This window comes from Acetivibrio cellulolyticus CD2, from assembly GCF_000179595.2.
GTDB lineage: Bacteria > Bacillota > Clostridia > Acetivibrionales > Acetivibrionaceae > Acetivibrio > Acetivibrio cellulolyticus.
In genome coordinates this window covers 768,809-781,895 of the sequence record NZ_JH556657.1, presented here as the reverse complement: position 1 = coordinate 781,895, position 13,087 = coordinate 768,809, and the positions used below count along the sequence as shown (strand labels likewise).

Here is a 13,087-nt window from a genome sequence, read left to right as displayed (position 1 = left end):
GTAGGAGGATTTGTGAACTGCCTTAACTATGCGGGATGTAAAGTGTTTTGGAGATAGTCATTTTGAGTTTTAGGAGTGGAACTGCCTTAACTATGCGGGATGTAAAGCTGATATATCAGCCCAATGGTAAGCCTCTTCCATTCCGAACTGCCTTAACTATGCGGGATGTAAAGATTTCTGATTCAACATATGGAGGCAAACCCTAGAGCGAACTGCCTTAACTATGCGGGATGTAAAGAAGAATGAGGAATTCAGAGAACTTGTAAAGTCTTTAGAACTGCCTTAACTATGCGGGATGTAAAGGACGAATGGAGAACGTCAAGCGATGACCGCCAATGGGAACTGCCTTAACTATGCGGGATGTAAAGATGGCACCGGTTATTTTATTGCTGCTTACCACCATTGAACTGCCTTAACTATGCGGGATGTAAAGAAAATCAATTAAAAAATGGAGGTAAACGAAATTATGGGAACTGCCTTAACTATGCGGGATGTAAAGCAGCAAAATTGAAAATGCCAATTTGGCTTGACGATGAACTGCCTTAACTATGCGGGATGTAAAGACTAAGGATAGTCATGTAATGGTCATCATACTTATAAGAACTGCCTTAACTATGCGGGATGTAAAGGGACACAGTACAAAAAGAATCAATCAACTAGCAGAGGAACTGCCTTAACTATGCGGGATGTAAAGTCTCGATAGCAAGCTTTTCCTGAGTCGCTGCATCAGAACTGCCTTAACTATGCGGGATGTAAAGTATATATAGCACTATAGGGATGTTCTACAAGCAGGTGAACTGCCTTAACTATGCCGGATGTAAAGTCTCTTACCATAGGGCATCCATACTCAGTTATCCAGAACTGCCTTAACTATGCGGGATGTAAAGTGGGGAAACATATACATACAATGTACAAAACCAACGGAACTGCCTTGACTATGCGGGATGTAAAGGGGCATGAATTAAGAGTAGTTACGATGTGTATCGGTGAACTGCCTTAACTATGTGGGATGTAAAGTGAAAGAAATGAAGGGTTAAACATGATTAATGAAGGCACGATTTACACAGGCGTGTGGATTATTTCGATAATTCTTTTATCCTTTACACCAATCCTGTATAGCTTTCTTAGAAGTATCCTGTGATTTATGTTGTTCTATGGCTATTATCGGTTTTTGAGGTGTATTGAGATTTATGAGTGTTTTTGCAAACGTCATTTATGATTTGTTGATCTGTATGGTCTAAATCCAAAGTTTTGAGGATAGAATTTTGCTTCGCATATTGCTCGGTTATTATTCTTATATACTCTTGAATTATCTTATCAATGACAGTTGTAATTCCATCATTTCAGGCTGCAACGAGCAATACTACCATGCCTCAAGGCCTCAAAGAAAACCATTACTTTGATTAAGTCAAAATATACTTTCCTTCAATTCTGGTAATTGCTCCTCCACCAAAAAGTACTCGTATATTTCCATCTGCATCAACTCTTGTTTTAAGCTGTACAATATTGAATCTATCTGTAGTACCATTTTGCTCGATTATGACAGACTCTTTATTCCACAAATCATTCTTTAAAAGATAATAACCAAATGCTGAGTTACCAGAGCCTGTGGCGGGGTCTTCCAAATAGCCAAAAGTAGGTGCAAATACCCTTGTCCTAAAATCGCACTTTTTATCATAAGTCTCATCACAAAAAACTTCAATAATATCTATATTCTTTTTCAAACAGAAATTCTTCAGTATATCAAGTTCCGGATTAATATTTAATATCGACTGTAACGTATTGATTGGAACTATTAAGGTTTCTAATCCTGCATTAACAATTGACATTTCAAATTTGACACTTATTGCAGCAATATCAATATTCAGTGCAGAAGCAATCTCTTCCTTACTAATTTTCGTTGTTCTAAATTCCGGATTTGGAGCAAAAATGAAAACTGCATCTTTTTTTGAAATTTGGTTTTCCACAATCAACTTTCCCTTATTTGTTATAATGTTAATTTCCGGTTTGTTTATTAGGCTGTTTGTATTCTTTATCATGTCGTACATTATCGCAATTGTTGCATGCCCGCAAAATTCAACCTCTCGCTCGGAAGAGTAGTATTTTAGAGAAAAGGTAGTTTCATTTTCCTTATAAATATATCCAACCTCATTTACAAATCCTTTCAATTCTCTTGCTATCTGTTGCATCTCATTCTCATTAATACTTTCTTTTGAATCTAAATTTATATAACCTGCTGGATTTCCAGCTGACTTCATTGTAGCAAAAGCATCAATTTTTTTAAAAATGAATTCCTTCATAACATTTAGTCCTTTCATTGACAAAAATAATTATATAAATACTTCAACGCATATCGTCGAAAGTATGCGGAGATGTGGTGCGGCAGACCTCTATGCACTACTTCATGCATCTACTCATCCGCACCCTTGCGAATACGCATTGTTCGAAGTCCGTTGGCACTATTCTTAAAATTACCACTACCTAAAAACACTTTCCTTACGTTCGCTGCCAGTGTTAAACTATAGCTTCAGAACTATTATCAATGGTTACATCATCAACTATAAAAACTAAATCAAATTCTTCGCAGAGAACTGGGATATCTTCAGTGAACTGCTTTCCTATCCTTAAACACTCGTATGTAAAATAGTCTTTATGAGCCTTTCTCCAAAAATCTAGACTTTGGTCACCTTCGCCTTCTTTTGCTGCAAAAGTTTCTGTTACTTCCTTGAAAGGCAGAATTTCAATATTCTTCGTTCTAATTATTGCTTTTGGAATCCCATCCCAATTTGTGATAATAGAATAATCGCCCACTTTAGGAAGTGGTTCGTTATCATATTCAAACACCCATGGTGAAGAAGCTGTGGCTTTCTTTTTCCCAGCTATCACTAAATCAAGTAACGAATTTGCACCTCTCTCTGTAACTTCAAAATGCCAAGATGTAAATGTCTTATCTGTTGTCTCAATTGATTCTCCAACTGAATGTAGAAAACTTTTCCATACTTGACTTATAAGATTTACTTTATCCAAATGATTCACTCCCTAACTTAAATTGAATTATGCTATTTAAAATGAGAAAAATTCAAACAAAAACTCCAAATTTGTACTTACTTCAAAAGGATTTCGACTAAACGTCACTCATTGCCCACGCCCACGAACCGGACAGGAGGAACGTGACCAGGAAGCGGGGCTTGCCGGTGAGAGGGCCCGCGTAGCCAATGTCATCAAGATGCCATGGAATAAATAGGTAAAGTGATTATAACAAAAAATATATACATTTAAAATACAAAAAATTAAAGAAAAATCAAAGGATTTTCCAAAAATACTTGACTTTTCAAAAACGCCCCACATCTAAAATGTCCTCTAACCCTTAAGGCGCCTTAAATTTGCAGTCACCACCAATCAATCTCTCAAATTGAAAGATTTCAAACTGCTACAACTTAAACACATTTTCATTTAATATATCGTAAAATGCTATTGAAATATCTTGCGTCAAATCTATACCACCTTTAAAATTCGTTATCAAACAGCTTATTGTCCAGAAAAAACCAGCAATTGACCACCAACCGAATAAGATAGTTTTTAGTGTTATGGGCCAGTGAACTTTGATAAACGGCTGCTCAAACTTTATAAAGAATATATCTGAGGTTTTCATCTGCGAAATAAAAATCGCTGACACACACGACTTAAATACTATGAATCGCCCGCCCTTTTCAATTTCTTCTATTATTTCAGAGGCAGTCATTCCTTTTACTCCGTAAATTCTTAAGCTTTTGTTACCATCAAATGATAGCACTATACTCTTGTCTAATATTCTCCCATCTATATCCATCCTACTAATTTTAACTTTAGGTTTATTAAAATCATAATCAAACGCTTCAGAATTCATAGTTTGATAATTTTCATTTGATAAAAACTGCTTCAAATCCTTTTTTCTTACAACATATACATTAGATACTTTGTCACCAAATCTTTGTTTGGTCTTGCTGTTTCTTGCAATAATAAAGGTAAATAAAGTTATTATTAAGATTGGATTTACTTCTATAAGCCAAAACAAGGCTCTAACTGCTGATTGACGAGTAGTAGGTTTTCCACACTCATTATTTATAACTCTAATTCCAAGAATAAATTTACCTATCGTAAATCCCAAAAGACTTTCAAATGATATAAAATATAATAATACGATCGCAATATAGCTTAGTATAATTACTAATGCATTACTAGAGTTTACAACTGAAACTACTATGAGCGTCAAGATAGCAATAAATATAAAATCAATAAAGGCAGCCAAACTTCTTGTGTCAATTATGTCCTTCTTTGTCATAGTCAATAAATTTTCAATATTCATATCTTTTCACCTTATAATATTATTTGATTTCGAACGGTCTTCACAGGGATGACTCTAATCTTAAATTTTATACAAATCTAGAGAATTATCTTCGTTAAAGGTACAACCTATTCCAAGTAACTCAAAAAGTCTAATTACACTACCTTTATCTTTTAACAAAATACAACTTTTATATCTCGCTCTAATATCACCAAATTCTCCTCCAATGTACTCCGCCATTGGTTCTCCATTAACTGAAGAAGCATAAACAATACCCTCGAATTCAGTGAATTTCCCATTAAAGGATACTTTAAATTTTGTAGGAACTTTGTCTCCTGAATATCCCCCAAACTGTTTATCTGAGTAATCTTGTATTTCAATGCTTATATCATTCCAAGCATTACAAAGTGCATTAAGATTCAATCCACGTTCATTAACTATTATTATATTTGATGATACTTTTTTCTTGTTAACAGATATATAGGAAACATCAAGAAGGCCTTCACTTTGATTACTGCTTTCATTTTTGCTATTTAACAAAGTTTGAATTTCATTCTTCTTTTCTAATTCTCCCTGTAAAACATTTATTTCTGATTTTAAATTTTCTATTTCTTCTTTCATTTGAACAATCTCATTTTCTTTAGATGTTTGAATACTATTACTACATCCAGAAAAAGTAATGCTTATAATAACACTGCTTATTACACCAAATTTAATAATTGTTTTCATTATATATCCACCAACCCCTCATGCAATTCATCCAAATTTATCATTAATTCATTCCCTATAAATGGATATTCAGCTAACGACTCGTATTTACTTATTAAGACTTCATTGTAATTTCTCAAATCAGATACAGGCCTTATATTTTACTTATTAAAGTATCTCAAAATAGCATTTAGAACACTATCTATTACCTGCAAGAAAAAAGCAAGTAAACTTAAAAGAAAGCATCCACCACACCAATATAAATAAGTCCAAATAGCAAGTGAATGATTAAAAAAATAAGTAATTAATGAAAATGGTATAACAACAATACCTATAATTATACATATTATAACATTAAAGAAACCAATATACGTTATCTTATTCAAATCTAAAGAATCTATGTCTCCATCAAACCATCTATGTAATATAGTAAAAGCGCGTTGAAAACTGTTTTCAGCCACAAATGCTTTTACAAACCTATGTCCGAAACTATAGTTGCGTAGTTGACATGCTATATTACAAAAAAACCAGACTATTAGTATTCCAAATATAAGAATAAAAATTTCAAATAGCTTATTAATTATAGCAATCACCTCATTATTGTTTTAAAGCGCCATAGCCATAGGTAAGTCTTTAAAGTGATCTCTAGCTTTTCCCCGGCTCCAAACCGGACAAGAACCTTTCAATTCATCAGGCTTTCCAACAAACCAACCTATTTGCCTTCCTCGGCTTTCGACTTCTTGCTACCTCACGATAGCAAAATGCTTCAGTTTAAAACTTTAAGCTTTTTCTAGTAATTTAGAATATTTGATTTCATTTTTGAGTTTATTCCTTGTGGTATCTCTCCACTTTGTACTATCTTTAGACAATTATAACAAAACCATGCCAAATTTGGAATCTTGTTTATTTTATCGGGGGGCTAATTGAAGTATTCATTAATTGCGCCCGTTAAGAATCCGCGTGAGAGGCACAAGCCCGATGAATCGATGTGGGCAGGATGACCCGTAAGCATGCCCTTTACTCAAATGGACTTGTTCTCTGATGTGCGGCGGACTCACCAAGCCAGAGTACCATGGATGATGCACCTTATTAGAAATACTTATACTTATGCTATAATTCTTATTTGATAAAATAGCCCGCCAAAATACCAAAAGAGTTATATAATCCATGCCCAACTGCTAATGCCAATATAATGTTCCCCTTTGCCTTTATCCTAATTATTGAAAGAATAATCCCAAAGAAAAAAGCAAAGATTACCTGACTAAAATAATAACTAACAGGATAATGCCATAAAGCAAATACCAATGAAGATACAATAACAGCAAATAGCTTAGAGTTTTGTATTTCTTTTTATCTTTCTAGCAAATATCCCCTAAAAATAAGCTCTTCTGCAAATCCTAAAATACAAATGTAATATATAGTTCTTAATATCGTATTTGTTAATGTTAGATTGTTGAACGTCACAATGAAATCAGGCCTGACATCAAATTGTTTTCAGTTAGAAATGATAATATAACGTCAAATTAAAATCAGGACTACAAATTGTTCTCACTAAAAAAGCACATTGTTGTCAAGTTAAAAGTTATATCACTTCAAAGCAGTCTATCATCACAGAGTCAGGCCTAAATTCAATTTTATTGAGCCAAGCTTTCCGAATTGGTTTGTGAAACGCCTAAAATATCTATGCCTTTAATCTTATCAGAATAGCTTGATACTGGATTGACTTGAACATTTCTGTTTTTCGTCTGGACTGTTCCAGTCCCAGTTGTGCACATAACTGGCGGTAAAATTCTGTCACACTGATTGTTGAAAGGCAAGTATAACTCATTTGGCAGAGATTTGGATTAAGATTGTCTGCGAAACAACGTAATGCGTGAGTCTTTCCCATACCTGGTGGAGCAGTAAAAAGTCCTATCCCGCGAGTGTTTTTCAGAAAGGAAAGTCGGTTCTGCATTTCAACATGATCTCTTGATTGAAAGGCTGTTTTTATTGGTGCAGATTTGTCAAAAGGATTAAAAGTCAGACCATAATACTGTTTATACATCTTTAAAGCCCCCGTTCTTTGAGTAGTCTATAACTGGAGTGTTTTCACGCTTTGTACGGGAATTCTCCAATTTATTTGTAGGTCTTATGTAATAGCGTTTACCGGCGTATAAAATGTAAGCATTTTTCATATCATCAGGTAGGTAGCGGATTTCTACTTTCATACGGATGAATTGCATAGGTACGTCATAGGATATTGAATCTATCGAAACTGTAGAATCATTATTGACCTTGCGTATTGTACGATTCATAAAACATTCATCAAGCCATTCCCGGTTTTGTGGGAATTTGATCTGGTTAATATGGCGTGAGTAGCGTTCCATAGGTGTTTCACCAATATCACGGTTGAATGAATTGTTACGCATTCTGACATAATCGGTCAGCAAGCGGTTTAATTGTTCAAGAGATTTTACTCCAGATGGATCAAATCCATTCAGCCAAGTATCCTTAATGGTGCGAAAACTTCTTTCTACTTTAGCTTTTGCAGCACCATCCCTAACAGGAGCGTGTATTTCTATGATGCCAAGGGAACCAAGAATAAGGCTCAATTGCTTGTTCACATAGGTAGAACCATTGTCACAATAAATTTTTCTGCAAAGACCGTAACGAGCTATAGCTTCTTTTAAAACCTGTTGAAAGTTGTATGCATTGTCGTTGTAAAAGAAGCGCGCACCAACAATTAGTCTTGAATGATCATCAACAATATGAAAAAGATATGTCTTACGTTTTACTCCGTTTTCAGTTATGTAGATACTATGGCAAGTATCAGCCTGATACATGTCACAAGGAAATTCTTCTTCAAAAGCCTTACGGTCTTTCATATTAGGATTTCTTGCAGATTTTAGGTCGTTTTTCTTAATGAATCTTTGTACAGCTGAAACAGATACTTCTGATTGTTTGATAAAACCGTCCTCAATAAGCTTGTTGTATATTAATGTTGCATTAATGCGAGGGAACTGTTGTAACGAGCCTCCCATTTTTCAAATGTATTGTAGTTATAAAGTAGCTCTTTCCCATTTGGCATTTTAAATGCTTTCTCAGCAATCTTTTTGTAATAAGCTGTTTTTGTAGGCTCAGCAAACAACCCCTGTAGTACAGGAGCTATAGCACCAAAACGCATATGTGCAATTTCCACGGCTTCACTATATTTTTTGTCATTAAAAGTGTCATTCATGACACAAATCACCTCCTGCTCACATAATAACAGGGGACAAAGCATAAATAAATTTCGATTTTATGTGAAAGATAAAATACAAAAATGAACCGATTTTATGGCGGATTATATTTAGCTTTTTTGATGTGAGCATTTTGCAGGAATGAAACACCTGCAATTAGAAAAAATTCTTCAAGTTTATATAAAAGGTTTTCTGAATTCAGAAATTGTATTGATGATGTACAAGCATCTTCAAGAAGACCAATCCAAATTTTCTTTTGATTTAGGAACAAGCTTTTCCATGAGTAGAGAGTGGAAACAGAAATATTATATTTGGCACAGATATCTGTTACTGTGATTGATCTGTTGAAATAATCTCTCATAACTGCAAGAATAAACAAAAAGCTGTATGAGCAGTATGGAATGATAGATTCCGGTAGTATTGCATGGGTATGCCCACAAGATGAACATTGGTATCTTGTAACAGTAATTTGATAATATACAACACACCCGTTTTCAAAAGAAACAAGATAACGGTTGTATTGAGAATGCTTCTTCCAGTCAGGATGCTTTGTTTTACAACAAGGACACTTGAATTCTGATATTATGAATCCTGACATGGATTTAAGAAAAAATCCTTAGCAGAAATATTAATAAATTTTATCTTGCAGAACAGGTTAAAAACTCTTATCATAATAGTATGTTTGTTATTTTTGTGTTAATTTTTATTAGCATGAACAATTAAGAGAAAGAGACTGTGGTGAGTGGATTTCTCTTTTTTGTTATAATAAAAATATAAAAAATATGATTACAAAGGTCAAGAGGTAACTAATAAAAAAATGCCCTGGATTGCGGCAAAGTAAAATCAGATGTTTAGGTAAAAACCAGAATTTAATTTGCAGTAATTTCTTGAAATTAGAGGAAACTAAATTGTCGTTCTACAATTATCGAGTTAACAAACTCCAATTTGTCCATATAAGTCATAATTTTCTAGGGAGATATACATGAAACTTAAAAAAATCGGAAAAATAGGTATCGGGATTTTGGTAGTATTGCTCGCCGCTTTGCTTTTATTTACCTTGGCGACATTTATAGTTCATCGTAATAAATCAAAGAGTGAACTGGAACTGCTGAAAGAAAAGGGGTATTATAATCCTGTATCGGTAGGGGACTATTCGCTGAATGTTGCGAAATTTGGAAATGAGCAAGGCAGTCATACGATTGTTTCATTGGCAGGCCTTGGTATGGGAGATTATTCCGTTACGGAAAGACAAATGACAGAAAGTCTTGAAAAGGATAATTTAGTAGTATTTGTTGATCGTGCTGGCTATGGCTTAAGTGATGATACAGATAGCGAGATGACACTTGAATATATCGTGGAGGATTACCGCAAAGCACTCAAAAGTGCGGATATTCAAGCACCGTACATCCTTGCTGCGCATTCCGTTGGTGGAGCGTATGCAAACTATTGGTCAAGTAAGTATCCTAAGGAGATAGAAGCGGTGGTGTTTCTTGACGGTAGTCAGTTAGATGAAAATGCCTTTGAAGAAGAACCAGAGTTTAGTCCGAATTTTGGCGATAAGGCATACGCGTTTCTTGCAAAACTTGGTTTCAACAGATATGTGTTGAGAGATTATAGTTATTTGTATCCTGACAATTTTTCCGAAGAAGAACAGCGCCTCAGTGATACCCTTTCCCTGATGACATTGGATTCCATTGCTCTGATATCCGAGACCGGTATGCTCACAGAAAATGCACAGAATGCATTTAATCAAATTGTCACAAATGACATCCCAAAACTATATATCTGTGCAAGCTGGGGGTTTCAGACAGCTGAAGAACTGAACGAAAATGGTAAATGGGTGAACCGACAGATAGAAAAAAACGGTCTTGATATGCCAAAGTGGCCTACGAACTACAAGGAAGATGACGAGAAAGCAAAAAAGATACTGGATAACTGCAAGAAAGGCAGACAGGAGACCATCCATCCCTACGCGGAGAAAATGGGAAATTGCACGGTCGCTTGTGTTCCCGGAGATCATCTGATTTATGTGCAAAAGCCTGACGAGTGCAGCAAACTTATACAGGATTTTATCGTTGACCTTGAAAAATAATATACGAAGATGGGCAAGAGACAATGAAGAATTTGGAGGTTACGATATGGTATATCAAATGATTGCAGTATTGATATTAATTATGTTTTACAGCGTGTATTTTAGTAAATTTTTTAGCCAACGAAAGCAAGGGATACAAACCAATCTTTTGGGCAAGGGGAAAGAGGGATTCGTAAAAGTCATAGAGATTACACTCAAAATTGTGACATTAATTGTTCCTGTTGTTGAACTGATTAGCATTATTAGTACTACACATATTGATTTAACATGGCTAAGAGTAGTAGGTGGCATATTGGGTATATTAGGAGTTGCTGTGTTTACAGTATCGGTGCTTACAATGCGTGATAGTTGGCGAGCAGGTGTTCCAAAAGATGAAAAAACAGAACTTGTGACATCAGGGATATATGCTTTTAGTCGAAATCCTGCTTTTTTAGGCTTTGATTTAATCTATTTATCGATCCTTTTTATGTTCTTTAATTGGGGATTGTTTGCAATAACATTGCTGGCAGTTGTTATGTTGCACTTGCAAATTGTGAATGTAGAAGAAGCGTTTCTGGTAAACGCATTTGGGAAAGACTATTTGAAGTATAGAAAAAAGGTATGTAGATATATCGGACGAAAGATATAGACTATGTGTCAAAACAGAATTTGTGAAGATGGGTGAGTGGATGAAAAGATATGTTGCCTTGTTAAGGGTTATCAATATAAGAGGAAAAAACAAAGTACCAATGGCAGAATTGAAGACAGGATTTGAAGAACTTGCATTTGAAGAAGCCTATTAATTTTAACTTTAGGTTTATTAAAATGGTAATCAAACGCTTCAGAACTCATATTTTGATAATTTTCATTTGATAAAAACTGCTTCAAATCCTTTTTCCTTACAACATATACATTAGATACTTTGTCGCCAAATCTTTGTTTGGTCTTGCTGTTTCTTGCAATAATAAATGTAAATAAAGTTATTATTAAGATTGGATTTACTTCTATAAGCCAAAACAAGGCTCTAACTGCTGATTGACAAGTAGTAGGTTTTCCACACTCATTATTTATCACTCTAATTCCAAGAATAAATTTACCTATCGTAAATCCCAAAAGACTTTCAAATGATATAAAATATAATAATACGATCGCAATATAGCTTAGTACAATTACTAATGCATTACTAGAGTTTACAACTGAACCTACTATGAGCGTCAAGATAGCAATAAATATAAAATCAATAAAGGCAGCCAAACTTCTTGTGTCAATTATGTCCTTCTTTGTCATAGTCAATAAATTTTCAATATTCATATCTTTTCACCTTATAATATTATTTGATTTTGAACGGTCTTCACAGGGATGACTCTAATCTTAAATTTTATACATAGCGGCCTCTTCCGTTTTTAGTCAAGAATACAGGTTCAGCAATTGCAATCTCCTTTAAGACTTCATTGTAATTTCTCAAATCAGATACAGGCCTGATATTTTACTTATTAAAGTATCTCAAAATAGCATTTAGAATACTATCTATTACCTGCAAGAAAAAAGCAAGTAAACTTAAAAGAAAGCATCCACCACACCAATATAAATAAATCCAAATTGCAAGTGAATGATTAAAAAAATAAGTAATTAATGAAAATGGTATAACAACAATACCTATAATTATACATATTATAACATTAAAGAAACCAATATACGTTATCTTATTCAAATCTAAAGAATCTATGTCTTCATCAAACCATCTATGTAATATAGTAAAAGCGCGTTGAAAACTGTTTTCAGCCACAAATGCTTTTACAAACCTATGTCCGAAACTATAGTTTCGTAGTTGACATGCTATATTACAAAAAAACCAGACTATTAATATTCCAAATATAAGAATAAAAATTTCAAATAGCTTATTAATTATAGCAATCACCTCATTATTGTTTTAAACTGAGTAATCTTGTATTCTTCTTTTCTAATTCTCCCTGTAAAACATTTATTTCTGATTTTAAATTTTCTATATCTTCTTTTCTTTATTCTCAACCACTGGCTGATCATAAAACTCAGAGGTGCACAGAATGTGCACCCCTCAAATCCCACTTTTATCAATGTCACCAAACAAAACTCTAATATAGTCTCTTGAACCATATAAAATTCGATATATATAAACATTTGTTTCATCAGCTTTATAAAAGATAATATACTTTTCACAAACTAAAAAACGAAAATCTGTACTAATACCTATTTTTACGCTTAATTCATTCCCTATAAATGGATATTCGGCTAACGACTCGTATTTACTTATTATCTTATCAATTATCCTATTTGCAGCTTTAGGGTTATCAAGTTCGGTGGCAATATACTCTTTAATCTCCTTCAAATCTTGTAACGCTAAAGGATTTATTCTTAATGTATGCAAAGATTATTCCCCCAAGATTTTCCTAACATCATCAGCACTAAGCCAGTCTTTATCACTTTTTACTGCTTTTTCAGCATCCGAAAGTTGAGATAACAGTTTTATAGTCGCTCTAATCTTTTCGTACTCAGCCATATCAATAATTGCATAGCGGCCTCTTCCGTTTTTAGTCAAGAATACAGGTTCATCAATTGCAATCTCCTTTAAAACTTCATTGTAATTTCTCAAATCAGATACAGGCCTTATATTAGGCATAATATCAACTCCTAAAAATATTCTTTATGTATTTATTTTATCACAAATATTACTTAAAATAAAACAACAAATATTACAGCACATACTAGTATACTAATAAAATTAAACTA

Annotated in this window: 14 protein-coding genes, 2 pseudogenes and 1 CRISPR repeat array (1 of these 17 only partly in view); of the genes and pseudogenes, 3 read left to right on the top strand and 13 right to left on the bottom strand. The window is 33.9% G+C overall.

The features are described 5' to 3' along the window. Positions 1-1,017: direct repeats of the CRISPR family, unit length 29 nt; unit sequence GAACTGCCTTAACTATGCGGGATGTAAAG (it extends 9,954 nt beyond the left edge of the window). Between the two features lie 386 nt (positions 1,018-1,403). The 9 genes from ACECE_RS0215200 to ACECE_RS0215170 form a co-directional block, all read right to left on the bottom strand. Next, complete coding sequence (locus tag ACECE_RS0215200; RefSeq protein WP_205410187.1) at positions 1,404-2,318, bottom strand: PhzF family phenazine biosynthesis protein; 915 nt, start codon at positions 2,316-2,318, stop codon at positions 1,404-1,406. A 196-nt stretch (positions 2,319-2,514) separates the two neighbouring features. Beyond that, complete coding sequence (locus tag ACECE_RS0215195; RefSeq protein WP_010248741.1) at positions 2,515-3,027, bottom strand: ASCH domain-containing protein; 513 nt, start codon at positions 3,025-3,027, stop codon at positions 2,515-2,517. Positions 3,028-3,430: 403 nt separating this feature from the next. Then, positions 3,431-4,345: an RDD family protein gene (locus tag ACECE_RS29475; protein ID WP_010248739.1), complete on the bottom strand. Its 915-nt coding sequence runs from the start codon at positions 4,343-4,345 to the stop codon at positions 3,431-3,433. Between the two features lie 60 nt (positions 4,346-4,405). Beyond that, the gene (locus tag ACECE_RS0215185) at positions 4,406-5,053 is read right to left on the bottom strand and encodes a hypothetical protein (RefSeq protein WP_010248737.1); all 648 of its coding nucleotides are present in this window, start codon (positions 5,051-5,053) and stop codon (positions 4,406-4,408) included. Positions 5,054-6,151: 1,098 nt separating this feature from the next. Continuing rightward, complete coding sequence (locus ACECE_RS32375) at positions 6,152-6,376, bottom strand: CPBP family glutamic-type intramembrane protease (RefSeq protein ID WP_083878658.1); 225 nt, start codon at positions 6,374-6,376, stop codon at positions 6,152-6,154. Positions 6,377-6,713: 337 nt separating this feature from the next. Then, a complete protein-coding gene (locus ACECE_RS27715; RefSeq protein WP_010248732.1) occupies positions 6,714-7,076 on the bottom strand; it encodes an ATP-binding protein in 363 nt (120 codons plus the stop codon). Beyond that, positions 7,069-8,052 carry a DDE-type integrase/transposase/recombinase gene (locus tag ACECE_RS27710; RefSeq protein WP_235715958.1) on the bottom strand — a complete coding sequence of 328 codons (984 nt, stop codon included), beginning with the start codon at positions 8,050-8,052 and terminating at the stop codon, positions 7,069-7,071. The genes ACECE_RS27715 and ACECE_RS27710 overlap by 8 nt, the downstream gene beginning before the upstream one ends. Beyond that, positions 8,007-8,249, bottom strand: a complete 243-nt coding sequence (locus tag ACECE_RS31835; RefSeq protein WP_010248727.1) for a hypothetical protein — start codon at positions 8,247-8,249, stop codon at positions 8,007-8,009. Before ACECE_RS31835 ends, ACECE_RS27710 begins: the two co-directional genes overlap by 46 nt. A gap of 95 nt (positions 8,250-8,344) precedes the next feature. Beyond that, positions 8,345-8,848, bottom strand: coding sequence for a DUF6431 domain-containing protein (locus ACECE_RS0215170; protein ID WP_010248725.1), 504 nt, complete (start codon positions 8,846-8,848; stop codon positions 8,345-8,347). A gap of 459 nt (positions 8,849-9,307) precedes the next feature. On the opposite strand from ACECE_RS0215170, the gene ACECE_RS29470 reads away from it, so the two are divergent. The 3 genes and pseudogenes from ACECE_RS29470 to ACECE_RS32370 form a co-directional block, all read left to right on the top strand. Then, positions 9,308-10,342: an alpha/beta fold hydrolase gene (locus tag ACECE_RS29470; protein ID WP_162862556.1), complete on the top strand. Its 1,035-nt coding sequence runs from the start codon at positions 9,308-9,310 to the stop codon at positions 10,340-10,342. A 46-nt stretch (positions 10,343-10,388) separates the two neighbouring features. Continuing rightward, positions 10,389-10,970: a methyltransferase family protein gene (locus ACECE_RS0215160; protein WP_010248721.1), complete on the top strand. Its 582-nt coding sequence runs from the start codon at positions 10,389-10,391 to the stop codon at positions 10,968-10,970. A gap of 28 nt (positions 10,971-10,998) precedes the next feature. Beyond that, a pseudogene (locus tag ACECE_RS32370) lies at positions 10,999-11,067 on the top strand (hypothetical protein); the annotation flags it as partial. Here the strand turns inward: ACECE_RS32370 and ACECE_RS32365 are convergent. The 4 genes and pseudogenes from ACECE_RS32365 to ACECE_RS0215135 all read right to left on the bottom strand — a co-directional run bounded on the left by ACECE_RS32365 (position 11,042) and on the right by ACECE_RS0215135 (position 12,977). Then, complete coding sequence (locus tag ACECE_RS32365) at positions 11,042-11,608, bottom strand: RDD family protein (protein ID WP_407636667.1); 567 nt, start codon at positions 11,606-11,608, stop codon at positions 11,042-11,044. The pseudogene ACECE_RS32370 and the gene ACECE_RS32365 overlap by 26 nt on opposite strands. A 94-nt stretch (positions 11,609-11,702) precedes the next feature. Continuing rightward, a pseudogene (locus tag ACECE_RS31825) lies at positions 11,703-11,804 on the bottom strand (prevent-host-death protein); the annotation flags it as partial. Between the two features lie 591 nt (positions 11,805-12,395). After that, entirely contained in the window at positions 12,396-12,725 is a 330-nt protein-coding gene (locus tag ACECE_RS0215140; protein WP_010248715.1) for a type II toxin-antitoxin system RelE/ParE family toxin, read from the bottom strand. A 3-nt stretch (positions 12,726-12,728) separates the two neighbouring features. After that, positions 12,729-12,977, bottom strand: a complete 249-nt coding sequence (locus ACECE_RS0215135) for a type II toxin-antitoxin system prevent-host-death family antitoxin (protein ID WP_010248713.1) — start codon at positions 12,975-12,977, stop codon at positions 12,729-12,731. Between the last annotated feature and the right edge of the window lie 110 nt (positions 12,978-13,087).

Excerpts from the sequence above, each read along its gene's own strand:
- ACECE_RS27715 (WP_010248732.1), bottom strand. The coding sequence starts at position 7,076 with ATGTATAAACAGTATTATGGTCTGACTTTTAATCCTTTTGACAAATCT.
- ACECE_RS29475 (WP_010248739.1), bottom strand. The coding sequence starts at position 4,345 with ATGAATATTGAAAATTTATTGACTATGACAAAGAAGGACATAATTGAC.
- ACECE_RS0215185 (WP_010248737.1), bottom strand. The coding sequence starts at position 5,053 with ATGAAAACAATTATTAAATTTGGTGTAATAAGCAGTGTTATTATAAGC.
- ACECE_RS31835 (WP_010248727.1), bottom strand. The coding sequence starts at position 8,249 with ATGAATGACACTTTTAATGACAAAAAATATAGTGAAGCCGTGGAAATT.
- ACECE_RS0215160 (WP_010248721.1), top strand. The coding sequence starts at position 10,389 with ATGGTATATCAAATGATTGCAGTATTGATATTAATTATGTTTTACAGC.
- ACECE_RS0215200 (WP_205410187.1), bottom strand. The coding sequence starts at position 2,318 with ATGAAAGGACTAAATGTTATGAAGGAATTCATTTTTAAAAAAATTGAT.
- ACECE_RS0215170 (WP_010248725.1), bottom strand. The coding sequence starts at position 8,848 with ATGTCAGGATTCATAATATCAGAATTCAAGTGTCCTTGTTGTAAAACA.
- ACECE_RS32365 (WP_407636667.1), bottom strand. The coding sequence starts at position 11,608 with ATGACAAAGAAGGACATAATTGACACAAGAAGTTTGGCTGCCTTTATT.
- ACECE_RS0215135 (WP_010248713.1), bottom strand. The coding sequence starts at position 12,977 with ATGCCTAATATAAGGCCTGTATCTGATTTGAGAAATTACAATGAAGTT.
- ACECE_RS27710 (WP_235715958.1), bottom strand. The coding sequence starts at position 8,052 with ATGGGAGGCTCGTTACAACAGTTCCCTCGCATTAATGCAACATTAATA.